Genomic DNA, 16,373 nt, shown 5'->3' with positions numbered 1-16,373 from the left:
CGCCGGCGGGCCCGAGGCTCGCGCGGGCCGGCTCAGCGCGGGGCCATCCGCAGGGCGCCGTCCATCCGGACGGTGGTGCCGTTGAGGTAGTCGTTGTCCAGGAAGGACGCGACGAGCTGGGCGAACTCCTGCGGCCGGCCGAGCCGGCGCGGGAAGGGCACGCCCGCGGCGAGCCCCTGCCGGAACTCCTCGCCGACCGCCGCGAGCATGGGGGTCTCGATCACGCCCGGGGCGATGGTGTTCACGCGGATCCCGGAGCCGGCGAGGTCCCGGGCCGCGGTGATGCCCAGGCTGTGCACCCCGCCCTTCGACGCCGCGTAGGCGGCCTGCCCGACCTGGCCCTCGAAAGCCGCGACGGAGGCGGTGTTGACGATCAGCCCGCGCTGTCCGTCGTCGTCCACGGGGTCGGTGGCGGCGATCCGCTCCGCGGCGAGCGCGAGGACCGTGAAGGTGCCGAGGAGGTTCACGCGCAGCACGGTCTCGAACAGGTCGAGGTCGTGCACCCCCCGCTTGCCCAGCACCCGGGCCGAGGGCCCGATCCCGGCGCAGTTGACCACGGTGCGCAGCGGCCCGGTCCCGTCCGCGGCCGCCACGGCCTCGCGCACGGCGTCGCGGTCGGTGACGTCGGCGGCCACGTAGCGCACGCCGGGGACGTCGGGGGCGGTGTCGACGGCGGCGGGCAGGTCCACGGCCACGACCCGCACGCCGCGCCCGGCGAGCATCGCGGCGGTGGCGGCGCCGAGCCCGGAGGCGGCGCCGGTGACGAGGGCGGAGGTGTCGGTGACGTCCATGGGGGTCCTTTCGCGGGGGCGGGAGGGCCCGGGCGCGGTGGCCCGGGCGAGTGACTCAGACGAAGGCGGAGACGCCGGTGACGGCGCGGCCCACGATGAGGGCGTTGATCTCGTAGGTGCCCTCGTAGGTGTAGAGGATCTCGACGTCGTTGAACAGCTTGGCCATCTCGTGGTCGGTGACCACGCCGTTGCCGCCGAGCAGGTTCCGGCCCAGGCGGCCGACTCCCGAGCCAGGGACGTGGTGGTGGCCTTGGCCAGGGCGGCGTGCGGCATGTCGAAGCCCCGTCCTCCTGCAGCCGGGCGATCTGGGCCATCAGACCCAGGGAGGCGGTGGCGTTGCCGAGGATCCGGGCCAGCGGCTCCTGCACGAGCTGGAACTTCGCCAGCGGACGGCCGAACTGCCTCCGGTCCAGGGCGTAGGCGCGGGCCACGTCGAAGATCGCCAGCTGCACCCCGGCGCCCTGCCAGCCGACCCAGGCCCGGGAGTTGCGCAGCATCCGGTTGGCGGCGGCGAAGCTGCCGGCCCCGGGCAGTGCGTTGGCGGCGGGGACGCGGACCTCGTCCAGGACGATGTCGGCGTTCTGCATGATCCGCAGCCCGATCTTGTGCTCGATCTTCGTGGCCGACCAGCCGGGCCGGTCGGTCTCCACGAGGAAGCCCTTGACCTGGCCGTCGGCGGTGTCCCGGGCCCAGACGATGGCGACGTCGGCGATCGTGCCGGCCCCGATCCAGCGCTTGGTCCCGGTCAGCACCCATTCGTCCCCGTCCCGGGTGGCCGTGGTGGCCAGGCCCCCGGCGATGTCGGAGCCGTGCTCGGGCTCGGTCAGGGCGAAGGCCCCGAGGGCGCGGAAGCAGCGCAGCTCCGGCAGCCAGCGCGCCCTCTGCTCGGGCGAGCCCAGCGCGTCGATCAGCCCCAGGATGAGCTCGTTGTGGATGCCGACCAGGGCGGACAGGGACACGTCCGCCCGGGCGACCTCGGCGTAGGCCAGCCCCCGGAACAGCCGGCTCGCCCCGGACAGCTCCAGCTCCCCCAGTCCGTGGTCGGCCAGGGCAGGGAGCAGCTGGGCCGGGAACTCCTCGCGGTTCCAGTACGGCGTGACCGCGGGGCGGACCTGCTCCTGGAGGAAGGTGTGCAGGTCGGCCAGCCGGGCGCGCTCGGCGGGCGGCAGGAGGGCGGCGAAGGAGAAGAGGTCGGCGTCCGGGAAGGGGATGCCGGCGACCTGCTCCACGGACGGGGATTCCCCGCGCAGGACCGGAGTCATGGGATGTCCTCTCGTCGGTCCGGGTGGAGTGGTGGCCCACCGGGACCGGGTCGAACAGTACGGTTGTGAGTAATATCGTACTGTGACTCATCTCACTCCACCAGTTGCGGCGCGCGGGGCGGCGGCCCGCACGCCCCGCCAGCAGCAGCTCTTCGACGAGCTGCTCGGGATCTTCCTGCGCGAGGGCTTCCGGGGGTTCACCATGGACGGTGCCGCGGCGCGGCTGCACTGCTCCAAGGCCACGATCTATGCCCTGGCCGGCAGCCGGGACGAGCTGGTGCGGGCGGTGCTCGTGGCGTTCTTCAAACAGGTCAGCCGGGGCACGGAGGAGGCCCTGCGCGGTCCGGGCGGGGCGGGGCAGCGGCTGAGCGCCTACCTGGAGGCGATGGCCGAGCAGCTGCGGCCGGCCTCGGCCCGGTTCCTGCAGGACGTGGCCGGCTCGCCCGTGGCCTCGGAGGTCTACGAGCGCAACACGCGGATCGCCTCGGCCAAGCTCGCCGGGCTCGTGGCCGAGGGCGTGGCCGGCGGGGAGTTCCGCCCGGTGCCCACCGGGTTCATCGCGGAGGTCATCTCCTCCGCCATGGACCGGATCCAGCAGCGCACCGGCCTGGGCGGGGTGGAGGGCCCCGGCGCCTACCGGGAGCTGGGCCTGCTGATCGTGGGCGGCATCCGGGCGGGCCGGCCCGAGGAGAGCCGGGCCCAGGAGAACCGGGCTCAGGGAAACCGGGCCCAGGGAAACCGGACCGGGGAGAGCTGAGCCGCGGTGCGCCGGTCCGGGCGGGCGGCGACCACGTCAGGGCGCGCCGGCCACGCGACCGTGCTCGAGGCGCAGCTCGGCGTCGGCGAGGGCCTCGACGTCGGCGGGATCGTGCGTGACGACCACGGCCATGCGCCCGGTGAGCACCCGCCGCAGGAGCTCGCGCAGGGCCGGGGCGGCGGTGCTGTCGAGGGAGGCGAAGGGCTCGTCGAGCAGCAGCAGCCGCGGGTCGGCGGCGAGCGCGCGGGCCACGGCCACGCGCTGGGCCTGCCCCCCGGACAGCGCCGCGGGGCGGCGGTGCGCCAGCGGGGCCGCACCCACGGCCTCGAGCCACTGCACGGCCGCGGCCCGGGCCCGCCGCCGGCCCGCCCCCCGGGACCGGGGCCCGAACGCGACGTTCTCGAGCACGCTCAGGTGCGGGAACAGCAGCGGGTCCTGGGCGAGCAGGACCACCCCGCGGTCGTGCGCCGGGACCCACGGGCCGCGCCCGGCGGTGTCGAGGTCGAACAGGACCCGCCCGTCCAGGGCGGCCCGGCCGGTGTCCGGCACGAGCAGTCCGGCGACGACCGCCAGCAGCGAGGACTTGCCCGCCCCGTTGGGCCCGGTGACCGCCAGGGTCTGCCCGTCGGCCACCGACACGGCCAGGTCCAGGTCCCGGGCGCGCAGCCGGACGGCGGCCTGCAGGCTCATGCCCGTGCTCCTGGGCCGGTGCCCGTGCCGGGCCCGGGCCGCGGTCCGGGGCTCCGGAGCCGGCCCGGCGCGGAGATCCCCACGACGAGCACCGCGACCAGCACGAGCACGAGGGAGAGCGCGACCGCGGCGTCGGGGTCCGTCTCGCGCTGCAGGTAGATCTCGAGCGGCAGGGTGCGGGTGACGCCCTCGAGGCTGCCGGCGAAGGTCAGGGTGGCCCCGAACTCGCCCAGGCTGCGGGCGAAGGCCAGCACGGCCCCCGAGGCCAGCCCCGGCAGGGCCAGGGGCAGGCTCACCCGGCGCAGCACGGTGCCGGGGCCCGCCCCGAGGGTCGCGGCGACCCGTTCGTAGCGCTCCCCCGCGGTGCGCAGCGCGCCCTCCAGGCTGACGACCAGGAACGGCAGGGACACGAAGGTCTGGGCGAGCACCACGGCCGCGGTCGAGAAGGCGATGCTGATCCCGGCGAGCTCCAGGTGGCGGCCGATCAGGCCGTGGCGCCCGAACGTGTAGAGCAGGGCCAGACCGCCGACGACGGGCGGCAGGACCAGCGGGAGCAGCACGAGGCCGCGCAGCGCGCGCCGGCCGGGGAACTCGGTGCGGGCCAGCAGCAGCGCCAGGGGCACGCCCAGGAGCACGCACAGCGCCGTGCTCGCGGCGGCCGTGCGCAGGCTCAGTCCGAGGGCGCGCAGCGCCGAGGGCGAGCCGATCAGGCCGAGGAACCCGGCCCAGTCCACCCGGGCGAGCATGCCGAGGACCGGCAGGACCACCACCAGCGCGCCCAGGGCCGCCGGGATCCACACCCAGCCCGGCACGGTGCTGAAGCCGCGGGGACGACGCCGGAGCACGGCGCGGCGGCCGCGAGCCGCCGGCCGGTCGGCGAGGACTGGGGGCCCGGTCTGCACCACGGCCTCACGCCCCGGGGGTCTCGACGACGACGTCGGTCGACTTGACGACGGCCGTGGCCACCCGGCCGGGCTCCAGGCCCAGGTCCCGGACGGCCTCGGTGCTCATCAGCGAGACCACGCGGTGCGGGCCGCACTGCAGCTCCACCTGGGACATCACGGTGTCCGAGACGACCTCGGTGACCAGGCCCACGAACCGGTTGCGCGCCGAGCTGGCGACGCGGGCGGGGTCCTCGGGCCGGACGGAGCGCTCCTTGAGCAGGCGGGCCAGCTCCAGTCCGTCCACCACGCTGTGGCCGGTGGCGCTCCGGGCGCTGCTCAGCGTGCCCTGCTCGATCCAGCGCCGGACGGTGTCGTCGCTGACGCCGAGGAAACGGGCCGCGTCGGCGATCCTGATCTCGGTCATGGGGCCATGCTATCCGCAGGTACGGGTGAGACCAGGGGTCCGCGGACGCAGATGCGGACTCAGCGGGGGTCCCGCCGCGGGGCGGCACGGGCAGCCCGCCCCGGCCGCCCGGCGGCCGGCCGCGAGCGCCGGGGCGCGGACCCGGGCGGGAGGCGCAGCTCAGTCGCCGGTGACGACCTGCTGGACGGCCTGGCCGTAGCGCTCGAGCTTGGCGTCGCCGACGCCGGAGATGCCGCGCAGCTCGCCCAGCGTGCCCGGCCGGGCCTGGGCGATGGCGGCGAGGGTCGCGTCGTTGAACACGACGTACGCCGGCACGCCCTGCTCCTTCGCCACGCCGGCGCGCCAGGCCCGCAGCTGCTGGAAGAGTTCCTGCTGGGGCTCGTCGAGCACCGGCCGTGCGGCACTCGTCCGCGGCGTGCGCACGGTCCTGCCGCGCTCGGGCTCGCGGCGCAGCCGGACCTCGCGCTGCCCGCGCAGCACCTCCCCCGCCGCGGGGGTGAGCGCCAGGACGCCGTACTCGCCCTGCACCTGGAGCAGGCCCTGGGCCAGCAGCTGGCGCACCACCCCGCGCCACTCCTGCTCGCCCAGCTCGGTGCCGATGCCGAAGGTCGTGAGCTCGGTGTGGCGCATCCGCACCACCCGCTCGGTCTCCCGGCCGAGCAGGATGTCCACCAGGTGCCCGGCGCCGAACTGCTGGCCCCGCTCCCGGTCCAGCCGCACCACGGTGGACAGGAGCTTCTGCGCCGGGACCGTGCCGTCGAAGGCCTCGGGCGGGCTGAGGCAGGTGTCGCAGTTGCCGCACGGTCCGCTGTCCTCGCCGAAGTAGCGCAGCAGCTGCTGGCGGCGGCACTGCACGGTCTCGCACAGCGCGAGCATCGCGTCCAGGTGGAGGGTCTGGGCGCGCTTGCGCTGCCGGTCCCCCTCGCCGTCCTCGATCATCCGCCGCTGCTGGACGACGTCCTGCAGCCCGTAGGCCAGCCAGGCCGTCGAGGGCAGGCCGTCGCGCCCGGCGCGGCCGGTCTCCTGGTAGTAGCCCTCCACGCTCTTGGGCAGGTCGAGGTGGGCGACGAAGCGCACGTCGGGCTTGTCGATGCCCATGCCGAAGGCGATGGTCGCGACCATGACGATCCCGTCCTCGCGCAGGAACCGGGTCTGGTGCTGGGCGCGCACCTCGGCGGGCAGGCCCGCGTGGTACGGCAGGGCGGGCACGCCCTGGGCGGCCAGCCACTCGGCCGTGCGCTCCACCGAGGCGCGGGACAGGCAGTAGACGATGCCGGCCTCGCCGCTGTGCTCGGTGCGGACGAGCTGCAGCAGCTGCCGGCGGGCGTCCTTCTTGGGCCCCACGCGGTACTGGATGTTGGGCCGGTCGAAGCTGGAGACGAAGACGCGGGCGCCGTCCAGGCGGAGGTTGCGGACGATCTCCTCGCGCGTCTCCGCCGTGGCGGTCGCGGTCAGGGCGATGCGCGGGACCCGGGGCCAGCGGTCGTGCAAGAGGGTCAGCCCGAGGTAGTCGGGGCGGAAGTCGTGCCCCCACTGGGCCACGCAGTGCGCCTCGTCGACGGCGAAGAGCGCGATCCGGGCGCGGTCGAGCAGGTCCGCGGCCACGGGCAGGCGCTCGGGGGCGAGGTAGAGCAGGTCGAGCTCGCCGGCCAGCAGGCGGCCCTCGACGGCACGGCGGTCCTCGACCGTCTGGGTGGAGTTCAGGTACGCGGCGCGCACCCCGAGCTGCTCGAGGGCGTCGACCTGGTCGTGCATGAGCGCGATGAGCGGGCTGACGACCACCCCGGTGCCCTCCCGGACGAGCGCGGGGATCTGGTAGCACAGGCTCTTGCCGCCGCCGGTGGGCATGAGCACCAGCGCGTCGTCGCCCCGCACGAGCGTGTCGATGACCTCCGCCTGCTGCCCGCGGAAGGCGTCGTAGCCCCAGACGCGGGTGAGCACCTCGAGAGCCGCCGGCGGCGTCGCACGCACCGCGCCGGCCGCCGGTGCCCCGGGGTCGGGCGGGACCCACCCGTTCGGGGCGTCCGGCGCAGGCTCGGTCCCGCCGGGCTCCGGCCCGCTCCACATCTCACCCACCCGGCCAGGGTAGCCGGTGCGGGCGCGGGAGCGTCACGGGCTGTGGGGCGCGCGCGGGGCGCGGCCCGGGGCTGGCGAGGTGCGGGGGTCGACGGGCGGGGACTGCGCAGCGGGGCGGTCGCGGGGCGCTCGGCCGTGACGGTCCGGGGCGCGTCGTCGATCCGCAGCGCCACCTCGCCGGCGGCGCCGTCCAGCAGCCGCACGGTCGTGCCCGAGCGGGTGATCTCCACGCCGATCCGGTGGCCGCGCCAGCGGAGGCGGAAGGCGAGCCGGTGCAGGCCGGCCGGCAGGCGGGGGGCCAGGCGCAGCTCGCCGCCCGCCGTGTCCAGTCCCCCGAACCCGCAGACCACGGCCAGCCACGACCCGGCCGCGGAGGCCAGATGCAGTCCCCCGTCGGCGTCCTGCTGGATGTCCCGCAGATCCACGAGGGCGGACTCGCGCAGGTACTGGTACGCGAGGTCCAGGTGGCCCACACGGGCGGAGACCACCGCCTGGACGCAGGCGGAGAGGGACGAGTCCCGGACGGTGCGCTGCTCGTAGTACTCCAGGTCCCGGGCGGCCTGCTCGGGGGTGAACTCCTCGGCGCACCACCACAGCGCCAGGACCAGGTCCGCCTGCTTGACGACCTGGCGGCGGTAGATCTTCGCGTAGTGGAAGTGCTCCTCCACGGGGTATCCGTCCCGCTTGGCCTCGAAGTCCCACTCGCGGTAGGTCGTGAACCCCTCGTTGGAGGGGTGGACCCCGCGCACCGCGTCGTAGGGCAGGTGGATCGCCTCCGCCACGGCCCGCCAGCGCTCGAGCTCCTCCGCCGTCACGGAGAGCCGGCCCACGTGCTCGGGGTGGGCCTCGCACGCGTCGGCGGCCGCCCGGAGGTTGCGCCGGGCCATGAGATTGGTGAACACGTTGTCGTCGACCACGCCCGTGTACTCGTCCGGGCCGGTCATCCCGCGGTAGTGGACGACGCCCTCGTGGTCCTCGTGCGCCATGGCCGCCCAGGCGCGCGCCGTCTCCACGAGGACCTCGACGCCGCCGACCGTGGTGAGCTCCTCGCCGGTGACGTCGGCATACCAGTCGAAGGCCCGGGCGATGTCCGCGTTGACGTGCATGGCGGCGGTGCTGGCCGGCCAGTACGCCGAGGTCTCGTGCCCGTCGATGGTGCGCCAGGGGAAGGAGGCGCCGGCCAGGTCCAGGACCTGCGCCCGCTCCCGCGCCCGGTCCAGGGTGGAGGAGCGCCAGCGCAGCAGCCGGGCGGCGTCGAGCGGGCGCAGCAGGGCCAGCGCCGGCAGCACGAAGCCCTCGACGTCCCAGAAGGTGTGCCCGCTGTAGCCGCCGCCGGTGAGGCCCTTCGCCCCGACCGGGGCGCCGTTGACGCAGGCGGAGGCCTGCAGGAGCTGGAACAGGTCGAAGCGGACCGCCAGCTGCAGCTCCGGGTCGCTGTCCACCTCCACGTCGGCGCCGTCCCAGAACTCGTCCAGCTCGGCCCGCTGGGCGGTGAGCAGGCCGTCCCAGCCCCGGTGCCGGGCGCCGTCCAGCGCGGCGAGCGCGCGTTCCTGCAGGTCCACGGAGGGGTCGTCCGTGGACATGACGTGGCAGAGGTACTTGACGAACCCGACGCGCTCCCCGGGCCGGAGGTCCGCCACGAGCGTGGTGACGACCTGGTCGTCGTCGCCCTGGGTGCTGACGGCCCCGCCGTCCGGCAGCTCCACGGCGTGGTCCACGGCGGCGGCCACGCCGATCCCGCTGCCGTGGGTGCGGTGCACCAGGACCCCGCCCGTGGCGTGGCGGCGGCTGAGCCGGGCCCGGAAGGGCCGCTCCAGGACCTCGGCCACCCGCGGGTCGGAGTTGTGGACCTTGGGCGGGGTGCCGTTGACCACCAGGTCCGAGCGCACCACGACCTGGACCGCGCGGTCCACGGCCTCGACCTCGTAGCGGATGGCCGAGACCGAGCGCTGGACCAGCGAGACCAGGCGCGTGGAGGTCAGGCGCATCCGGGCACCGCGGGGGGTGCGCCACTCGGTCTCCCGGCGCAGCGTGCCCTCGCGCAGGTCCAGCACGCGGTCGTGCTCCTCCGGCGGGGTCTCCCGGACGTCGAGCGCCACGCCGTCGACCTGCAGGCGCACGGTGCTGCCGTCGGCCACGCCGATGACGGCCTGCCCGTGCTCGGGGTGCCCGTAGCCGCCCTCGGGGTAGGACAGGGGGTGGTACTCGTAGACGCCCGACATGAAGGTGCCCCGGGAGGAGCTGGGCTGGGCCTCGTCCAGGGTTCCCCGCACCCCGACGCACCCGTTGGCGAGCGCGAAGAGGGACTCCACGGCGCCGCGCGCGCCGGGGTCGAGGGCGGACTCGCGGACCTGCCAGGCGGACGCGTCGATCGGCGGTGTGGGCATGGGACCACCGTAGCGCCCCGGCCCCGCGCCCGGCGGGCCGCGCCCCCCGGGCGCGGCCCGCCGGGCTCAGCGGTGGGTGAACCGCGGCGCGCGCTTCTCGGCGAACGCGGCCATGCCCTCCTTCTGGTCCTCCGTGGCGAACAGCGCGTGGAAGAGCCGCCGCTCGAACTGCACGCCCTGTGCCAGCGTCGTCTCGAACGCGGCGTTGACGGCCTCCTTCGCGGCCAGCACCGAGGGCAGGGACTTCGCGGCGACGGTCTCCGCGACGCCCAGCGCCACCTGGAGCAGGTCCGCGGCGGGCACCACCCGGGAGACGAGCCCGGCCCGCTCGGCCTCCTCGGCGTCGATCGTCCGGCCGGTGAGGACCATGTCCATGGCCTTGGCCTTGCCCACGGCGCGGGCCAGGCGCTGGGACCCGCCCATCCCGGGGATCACCCCGAGGTTGATCTCGGGCTGGCCGAAGCGGGACGTGTCCGCGGCGAGCAGGATGTCGCACATCATCGCCAGCTCGCACCCGCCGCCCAGGGCGTAGCCCGCCACGGCGCCGACCACGGGGGTGCGCACCCGGGTGAAGGCCTCCCAGCCCGCGAACCAGTCCGCGAGGTACATCTCCGCCGCACCCCGCCCGGCCATCTCCTTGATGTCCGCGCCCGCGGCGAAGGCCTTCTCCGAGCCGGTCAGCACGATCGCCCCGATCCCGGGGTCGGCGTCCATCGCGGCGGACGCGGTCACGACCTCGCGCAGGGTCGCCTCGTCGAGGGCGTTGAGGGCCTTCGGCCGGTTGAGGGTGATGATCCCGACCCGCCCCCGGGTCTCGACCAGGATGTTCTGGGGGGTCTCGCGGGGGTCGGTGCCGCGCTGCTCGCTCATGCTGGTCTCCTGGTTCGCTGTGCTGGTGCGGTTCGCCGTGCTCGTCGGCGGGATCGCTGGTGGGCTCGGTGGTGGTCGGATCTCGGACCGGGCGGTCAGCCGGGCACGTCGAAGCCGTTCTGCCGCAGCTGCTCCCGGCCGGCGGGGCCGGTCACGAAGGCGGTGAACTCGGCGGCTCGCTCCGGCGCCGCGCCGTCCAGGCCCACCACCGTGTAGGTGTTCGCGGAGGCCTCGGCGCCGGGAAGGGGGACGCCGTCCAGCTCGTCCTCGTGGGCGGCCACGTCGGTGACGTAGACCAGCCCGGCGTCGGCCTGGCCGGAGCGGACCTTGCCCAGGACGTCGGTCACGGAGTTCTCCTCGCTCACCGGCCGCAGGGCGACCCCGGCGCGCTCCTCGAGCGCGCGGGCGGCCCGGCCGCAGGGGACCTGCTCGGCGCACACCACGGTGGCCAGGTCCGCCCGCCGGAGGTCGCCCAGCGAGCGCACCCCGTGCGGATTGCCCTCGGCCACGGCGATCGTCAGGCGGTTGGCCGCCAGCTCCACCGGCTCGCCCACGGCCCGGCCCGAGGCGACGACCCGCTGCATGGTGGGCTCGTCCGCGGCGACGAACACGTCGGCGGGGGCGCCCTCGGCGATCTGGACGGCGAGGTCGGCGGAGCCGGCGAAGTTCAGGGCCACGTCCACGCCCGGGTGCTGCTCCTCGAACGCCGCGGCCAGTTCGGTGAACGCCCCGGTGAGCGAGGAGGCCGCATAGACGTCGACGCGCTCCTGCGCATTCGAGGCCCCGCACCCGGAGAGCACCGCCGCGGCCAGCAGAGCGCTCGCGACGGCGGCCCGGCGGGCGCGCCCGCGCGCCCGGGCCGGGATCCTGGAGCGGTGGAGGGGCATGGCCCGCATCCTACGCGGCCCCTCCCCCGGTGTCCTTGCGGCGCCGGCAGAGCCCAGCACTAGCATGGGTGCATGCGGAAACTCCAGGCAGCAATCATCGACGAGATGGGCGTGAAGCCCGAGATCGACCCCCAGGAGGAGATCGAGGCACGCGTCCGGTTCCTCTGCGACTACCTCCGGGCCAGCCGCAGCCAGGGCTTCGTGCTCGGGATCAGCGGCGGCCTCGACTCCACCCTGGCGGGCCGGCTGGCCCAGCTGGCCGCCGAGAGGCTGCGCGCCGAGGGCGGGGAGGCGCAGTTCGTGGCGGTGCGCCTGCCGTACCGGGTCCAGCACGACGAGGAGGACGCCCAGGCCGCCCTGCGCTTCATCGCCGCCGACCGCACCATCACCTACGACATCGCCCCGGCGGTGGACGGCTTCGAGCACGGCTTCGAGGGCGCCACGGAGCGGGAGATCTCCGACTTCAACAAGGGCAACATCAAGGCCCGCGTCCGGATGATCGCCCAGTACGCGATCGCCGGGGAGCACAACTGCCTGGTGATCGGCACCGACCACGGCGCCGAGTCCGTGACCGGGTTCTTCACCAAGTACGGCGACGGCGGCGCGGACCTGCTGCCCCTGTTCGGGCTGAACAAGCGGCAGAACCGGCTCCTCGCCAGGACCCTCGGCGCCGAGGAGCGGCTGTGGGCCAAGGCGCCCACCGCCGACCTGCTCGACGACTCCCCCGGCCAGACCGACGAGGCCGAGCTCGGGCTGTCCTACGACGACATCGACGACTACCTGGAGGGCCGCGACGTGGACGACGCCGTGGCCGAGAAGATCGAGCACCGCTGGTTCACGACCCGGCACAAGCGCACCACGCCGGCCACGATCCTCGACGACTGGTGGCGCGACTGAGCCGGTCGCGGCACGCGCGGCAGCCGCAGGCCCGGGACCGTTCGGATCCCGGGCCCGCGGCCGTGCCGTGCTCCTCCATTCCTCAGATCAGGGAGTCCGCCCGGTAGAGGAACGCCGCCATCTGGTCCCGGCTCACCGACCACGAGGGCCGGAAGACCCGGCTCCCGTCCCCGGCCACCCACCCGGTGGACACCCCGCGCTCGGCCAGCCAGGCGATCTCCTTGTAGAACGTCCGCGACGTGGCGACGTCCTGGAACGGCGACACCCTCGGCGGGGTGTAGGACGGGGAACCTGCCATCCGGTAGAGGAACGCCGCCATCTGGTCCCGGCTCACCGACCACGAGGGCCGGAAGACCCGGGCCCCGTCCCCGGCCGCCCACCCGGTGGACACCCCGCGCTCGGCCAGCCAGGCGATCTCCTTGTAGAACGTCCGCGACGTGGCGACGTCCTGGAACGGCGACACCCTCGGCGGGGTGTAGGGCGCGGCGAACCCGCCGGCGGGGCTCACCGTCGTGCCCGGCACGGCCGACCCGGCGGGATAGGCGTAGTAGTAGATCGTCAGGTAGGTCTCCCACCCGGGGCCGTCCGGGCCCGACGTGGCCACGTGGCTGACGCCGATGCCGAGGTGGGTCAGGTCCCGGGCGAACTGGTCGGTCCCGTTGCGGGGAAAGAAGTCCAGCAGGTAGTGGGTGAGCGCCTCGACCGCGTCGGTGCCCGCGAACGATCCGGTGAACGAGCCCTTGCCGTAGTACTGGTCCATCCGCACGGCCCCGGCCGGGGCGCCCGCCCAGGGGTCCGGGTTGCGCAGCTCCTTCCGTGCCCCGGCCATGGTGTCCGCCCACTGCTGGGCGTTGCGGGACAGCGCGGAGTTGTAGGCCAGCGGGGCGCGCCGTGCCTGGCGCCGGTGGTCGTTGACGATCTTGAAGGCCTCGGTGACGTGCTCCACCGTGGTGGGGTGCACGCCCGCGGAGGCCGCTCCGGCCAGGCCGCCGGCGGAGGGATCCACCGGCGCCTGCGGGCCGGCCGGGGCCGCTTCGGCGGCCGAGCCGCCCTGCAGCAGCTCGGCCGGTGCGCCTGCGGTGTGGGCGAGTTCCGGGGCGGTGGCGGGAGGGTGCGGTGCGGCGAGGGCGGCCGACGTCCCGCCGAGCAGCAGCGCGGCGGCAGTGGTCACGGTGAGCACGGTCCGTGCGAGGTTCATGGGGTCTCTCCCTGCTGGGGGCGGCTCCGCCGGGGGCACGGGCCAGCAGGAAATTAGCACCTGCAACCACACCGGGTCGAGGTCCCGGGGAAGCCCCACGTCATCCGGCGCGGCGGCACGGCGCCCGCGCACGCCGGGAACGACCGCCGTGCGCACGCCCCGGACCGGAGCGGCGCGGGGAGGCGGTGCCGTGCCCGGGAGCGCGGACATCGCCGTCCGGGCCACCCGGTAACGTGGGGACCATGAAGATCGCCACCTGGAACGTGAACTCCGTCCGCGCCCGCGCCGACCGCGTGGAGGCCTGGCTGCAGCGCTCCGACGTGGACGTCCTGGCCATCCAGGAGACCAAGGCCAAGGACGAGAACTTCCCGTGGGAGCTCTTCGAGTTCATGGGCTACGACGTCGCCCACTTCGGCCTGAGCCAGTGGAACGGCGTGGCGATCGCCTCGCGGGTGGGCCTCGACGACGTCGAGCGCGCCTTCCCGGACCAGCCGGCCTTCGGCAAGCCCGGCGAGGACCCGGTGCAGGAGGCGCGCGCGATCGGCGCCACGTGCAACGGGGTCCGTGTGTGGTCCCTCTACGTCCCCAACGGCCGCGGCCTGGACGACCCCCACATGCCGTACAAGCTGGAGTGGCTGCGCGTGCTCAAGGAGCACGCCCGCCAGTGGGTCGAGGAGGACGCCACGGCACAGGTCGCCCTCGTGGGCGACTGGAACGTCGCCCCGCTGGACGAGGACGTCTGGGACCTGCAGTTCTTCCTGGACAACGGCCTGACCCACGTCAGCGAGCCCGAGCGCGCCGCCTTCCGCGCCTTCCTCGAGGAGGCCGGCTACCAGGACGTGGTCCGCCCCCGGCTGCCCGGTCCGGGCGTCTACACCTACTGGGACTACAAGGGCCTGCGCTTCCCCAAGAAGGAGGGCATGCGCATCGACTTCCAGCTGTACTCCCCCGCCCTGGCCGCCCGGGTCACCGACGCGGTGATCGACCGCGAGGAGCGCAAGGGCAAGGGCGCCTCGGACCACGCCCCCGTCGTCGTCGAGATCGCCTGAGCCGCCGTGGCCCAGCTGCTGCAGGTCGGCCGGACGTTCCGCTCGGCCACGGGGATCCCCCACCAGTTCGCCCTCCGCGTCTACGTGCCCGCGGAGGAGCTCGACGCCGTGTACGCGCCGCTGCTGCCCCGGGCGCTGCCGCCCGAGGAGGCCGGGGTGAACGAGCTCACCGAGCAGCTCGCCCGCCTGGCCGAGCCGGGCGAGGAGCGCTGCCGCCCGCGGTGGAGCCCCTGTGGACCCTGCCGTTCTCGGCGGCGCCCCGGGGCCGGGACATGCTCGCCGCCGGGGTCGGGGACTTCCCCGTGTACCACCCGCCGCAGCGGCTGCGGCGCTCGCTGCGCCTCGTGGCGCTGGCCGAGGAGGAGGGCGGCCAGCCGCTGCCGAACCTACTCATTCCCGAGGACGTGGTCCGGGCCGCCGGCGACCAGGTCACCCGGGAGCACTTCGTGCCCGTCCACACCCGCCAGTCGGCGTTCACGGTGCCCATGGCGTGGTTCGCGCTGTTCACCCCGGAGGACCACACCGAGAGCTTCCACCACGGCAACCGCGTCCACCGGTGCGCCGTGCCGGTCGACACCGCGACCCTGCGGGTGGCGCACGCGGCGCAGGTGGTCGAGGACGCCGGGGGCGAGGACCTGGAGGAGCTCGCCGACGACCTGACGCACCTCGGCCGGTGGCTCGGCGCGTTCTCCGCCAACTCGCTGGTGGTCCTGCACTACGGGGCGATCGCGGACCCGTTCCAGCCGGACGAGAGCCCGCAGGACTTCCAGGACGCCGTGGAGCTGCTCGCGGCCCGGGACGCCAACGGCGCCGCCGTGGCCTTCCGCCGGCTCATGCACCGCTGGCTGCCCCTGGCCCACCTGGAGAGCGCCAGCTGAGCCCCGCGGCGGCGACCGCCGGTCCGGGGGCGGGCGGCCCGCGTGGTAGAACTGGCCGGTGAACCAGCCCACCCCGCCCCCGGACCGTTTCCCCGCTCCTGCCCGCGTCCCGCGATGGCTGGTGGTGGCCGCGGTCGTGCTGGTCGCGGTGAACCTCCGTCCCGGCGCCACGTCCGTGGGCCCGGTCCTGGCCGAGGTCCAGCAGGGCCTCGGCCTGAGCCCCACGATGGCCGGGGTGCTCACCGCCCTGCCCGGTCTCACCTTCGCGGTGGCCGGGGCGGGGGCAGCCGCCCTGTCCCGCCGGACGGGGATCAGCGGCGCCGTCACCGTCGGCCTCGCCCTGGTCGCCGCCGGGCTGCTGGGGCGGGCGGTCACCGGCTCGGTGCCGGTGTTCCTGGCCCTGACGGTCCTCGGCTTCTCCGGCATGGCCGTGGGCAACATCCTGGTGCCGGCCTTCATCAAGCGCCACGGCGGCCGGCGCACCGCCGCGCTGAACTCCGTCTACACGACCGGCCTGGCCGTGGGCGCCACCCTGCCGCTGCTGGCGGCCGGGCCGCTGACCGCCCGGGGCCCCGAGGGCTGGCGGGCGGCCCTCGGCCTGTGGGGCCTGATGGCCGTGGTGGCGCTGCTCCCCTGGCTGCTGGTGGCCGTCCGGGACCGGCGCGAGGCGGCCACGGCCCCGTCCCGGGCGCTGCCCGGGGGTCCGGGGGCGGCGATCGTCCGGTCCCGCACCGCCGTGGCCCTGTGCGTGTACTTCGGGATCCAGTCGATGCACGCCTACGTCCAGTTCGGCTGGGTGGCACAGATCTACCGTGACGGCGGCCTGGACCAGGCGCGGGCCGGGCTGATGATGGCCCTGATCGCCGCCATGGGGATTCCGGGCGGTCTGCTCATGCCCCTGCTCGTGGCCGGCTCCCCGCACCTGCGGCGCTGGATCGCCGGCCTGGGGGCCTGCATGGTCACCGGCTACCTCGGGCTGATGCTCGCGCCCGCCACGGCCCCCTGGGTCTGGGCCCTGCTGCTGGGGGTCGGGGGCTTCGCCTTCCCCACCGCCCTGGCCCTGCTCACCGCCCGCACCCGCGATCCCCGGATCACCGCACGGCTCTCCGGGTTCATCCAGCCGGTGGGCTACCTGCTGGCCGCGGCCGGCCCCTTCGCCGTGGGCGCCCTGCACGAGGCCACCGGCAGCTGGACGGTCCCCCTGGTCCTGCTGATGGGCACCGGCCTGGTGCTGGTCGCGGCCGGGTGGACCGCCGCCGCGCCGCGCTGGGTCGACGACGAGCTGTCCCCGCCCCGGGGGTCGTGACGCTCCGGCTCGCTCCC

13 protein-coding genes and 2 pseudogenes are annotated in these 16,373 nt (G+C 75.2%); 5 read left to right on the top strand and 10 right to left on the bottom strand.

Translation table 11 applies throughout. The features are described 5' to 3' along the window. Window positions 1-32 precede the first annotated feature (32 nt). Complete coding sequence (locus tag BJF77_RS13245; RefSeq protein ID WP_047801416.1) at window positions 33-791, bottom strand: SDR family NAD(P)-dependent oxidoreductase; 759 nt, start codon at window positions 789-791, stop codon at window positions 33-35. Window positions 792-846: 55 nt separating this feature from the next. Further along, window positions 847-2,053 (bottom strand): annotated as a pseudogene (locus BJF77_RS13240) (acyl-CoA dehydrogenase family protein). Window positions 2,054-2,135: 82 nt separating this feature from the next. Between BJF77_RS13240 and BJF77_RS13235 the strand changes: the two are divergent. Further along, window positions 2,136-2,810, top strand: coding sequence for a TetR/AcrR family transcriptional regulator (locus tag BJF77_RS13235; RefSeq protein WP_075872463.1), 675 nt, complete (start codon window positions 2,136-2,138; stop codon window positions 2,808-2,810). A gap of 36 nt (window positions 2,811-2,846) precedes the next feature. On the opposite strand, the gene BJF77_RS13230 is transcribed toward BJF77_RS13235, so the two are convergent. The 7 genes and pseudogenes from BJF77_RS13230 to modA form a co-directional block, all read right to left on the bottom strand. After that, window positions 2,847-3,500 carry an ATP-binding cassette domain-containing protein gene (locus BJF77_RS13230; protein WP_075872462.1) on the bottom strand — a complete coding sequence of 218 codons (654 nt, stop codon included), beginning with the start codon at window positions 3,498-3,500 and terminating at the stop codon, window positions 2,847-2,849. Continuing rightward, a complete protein-coding gene (locus BJF77_RS13225) occupies window positions 3,497-4,345 on the bottom strand; it encodes an ABC transporter permease (RefSeq protein WP_047801427.1) in 849 nt (282 codons plus the stop codon). Before BJF77_RS13225 ends, BJF77_RS13230 begins: the two co-directional genes overlap by 4 nt. Before the next feature lie 64 nt (window positions 4,346-4,409). Continuing rightward, window positions 4,410-4,808: a molybdopterin-binding protein gene (locus tag BJF77_RS13220; protein ID WP_047801412.1), complete on the bottom strand. Its 399-nt coding sequence runs from the start codon at window positions 4,806-4,808 to the stop codon at window positions 4,410-4,412. Between the two features lie 159 nt (window positions 4,809-4,967). Continuing rightward, a complete protein-coding gene (gene recQ / locus BJF77_RS13215) occupies window positions 4,968-6,875 on the bottom strand; it encodes a DNA helicase RecQ (RefSeq protein ID WP_369821412.1) in 1,908 nt (635 codons plus the stop codon). Window positions 6,876-7,093: 218 nt separating this feature from the next. Beyond that, a pseudogene (locus BJF77_RS13210) lies at window positions 7,094-9,271 on the bottom strand (glycoside hydrolase family 65 protein); the annotation flags it as partial. Window positions 9,272-9,337: 66 nt separating this feature from the next. Next, complete coding sequence (locus BJF77_RS13205) at window positions 9,338-10,141, bottom strand: enoyl-CoA hydratase (RefSeq protein WP_075872459.1); 804 nt, start codon at window positions 10,139-10,141, stop codon at window positions 9,338-9,340. Between the two features lie 95 nt (window positions 10,142-10,236). Next, a complete protein-coding gene (gene modA / locus BJF77_RS13200) occupies window positions 10,237-11,028 on the bottom strand; it encodes a molybdate ABC transporter substrate-binding protein (RefSeq protein WP_075872458.1) in 792 nt (263 codons plus the stop codon). 72 nt (window positions 11,029-11,100) lie between these two features. On the opposite strand from modA, the gene nadE reads away from it, so the two are divergent. Continuing rightward, window positions 11,101-11,925 carry an ammonia-dependent NAD(+) synthetase gene (gene nadE / locus BJF77_RS13195; RefSeq protein ID WP_075872457.1) on the top strand — a complete coding sequence of 275 codons (825 nt, stop codon included), beginning with the start codon at window positions 11,101-11,103 and terminating at the stop codon, window positions 11,923-11,925. An 82-nt stretch (window positions 11,926-12,007) separates the two neighbouring features. On the opposite strand, the gene BJF77_RS13190 is transcribed toward nadE, so the two are convergent. Further along, window positions 12,008-13,123, bottom strand: a complete 1,116-nt coding sequence (locus BJF77_RS13190; RefSeq protein ID WP_075872456.1) for an S-layer homology domain-containing protein — start codon at window positions 13,121-13,123, stop codon at window positions 12,008-12,010. Window positions 13,124-13,365: 242 nt separating this feature from the next. Here BJF77_RS13190 and BJF77_RS13185 point away from each other — a divergent pair, with 242 nt between their 5' ends. The 3 genes from BJF77_RS13185 (at window position 13,366) to BJF77_RS13175 (ending at window position 16,356) form a co-directional block, all read left to right on the top strand. Continuing rightward, window positions 13,366-14,172: an exodeoxyribonuclease III gene (locus BJF77_RS13185; protein WP_075872455.1), complete on the top strand. Its 807-nt coding sequence runs from the start codon at window positions 13,366-13,368 to the stop codon at window positions 14,170-14,172. 221 nt (window positions 14,173-14,393) lie between these two features. Beyond that, the gene (locus BJF77_RS13180) at window positions 14,394-15,050 is read left to right on the top strand and encodes a hypothetical protein (protein WP_075872454.1); all 657 of its coding nucleotides are present in this window, start codon (window positions 14,394-14,396) and stop codon (window positions 15,048-15,050) included. 58 nt (window positions 15,051-15,108) lie between these two features. Continuing rightward, window positions 15,109-16,356, top strand: coding sequence for an MFS transporter (locus BJF77_RS13175; protein WP_075872453.1), 1,248 nt, complete (start codon window positions 15,109-15,111; stop codon window positions 16,354-16,356). Window positions 16,357-16,373 lie beyond the last annotated feature (17 nt).

This window comes from Kocuria sp. CNJ-770, from assembly GCF_001942375.1.
GTDB lineage: Bacteria > Actinomycetota > Actinomycetes > Actinomycetales > Micrococcaceae > Kocuria > Kocuria oceani.
Note: the sequence above shows the minus strand (reverse complement) of the source record. Positions and strands in the feature narration are given on the sequence as shown.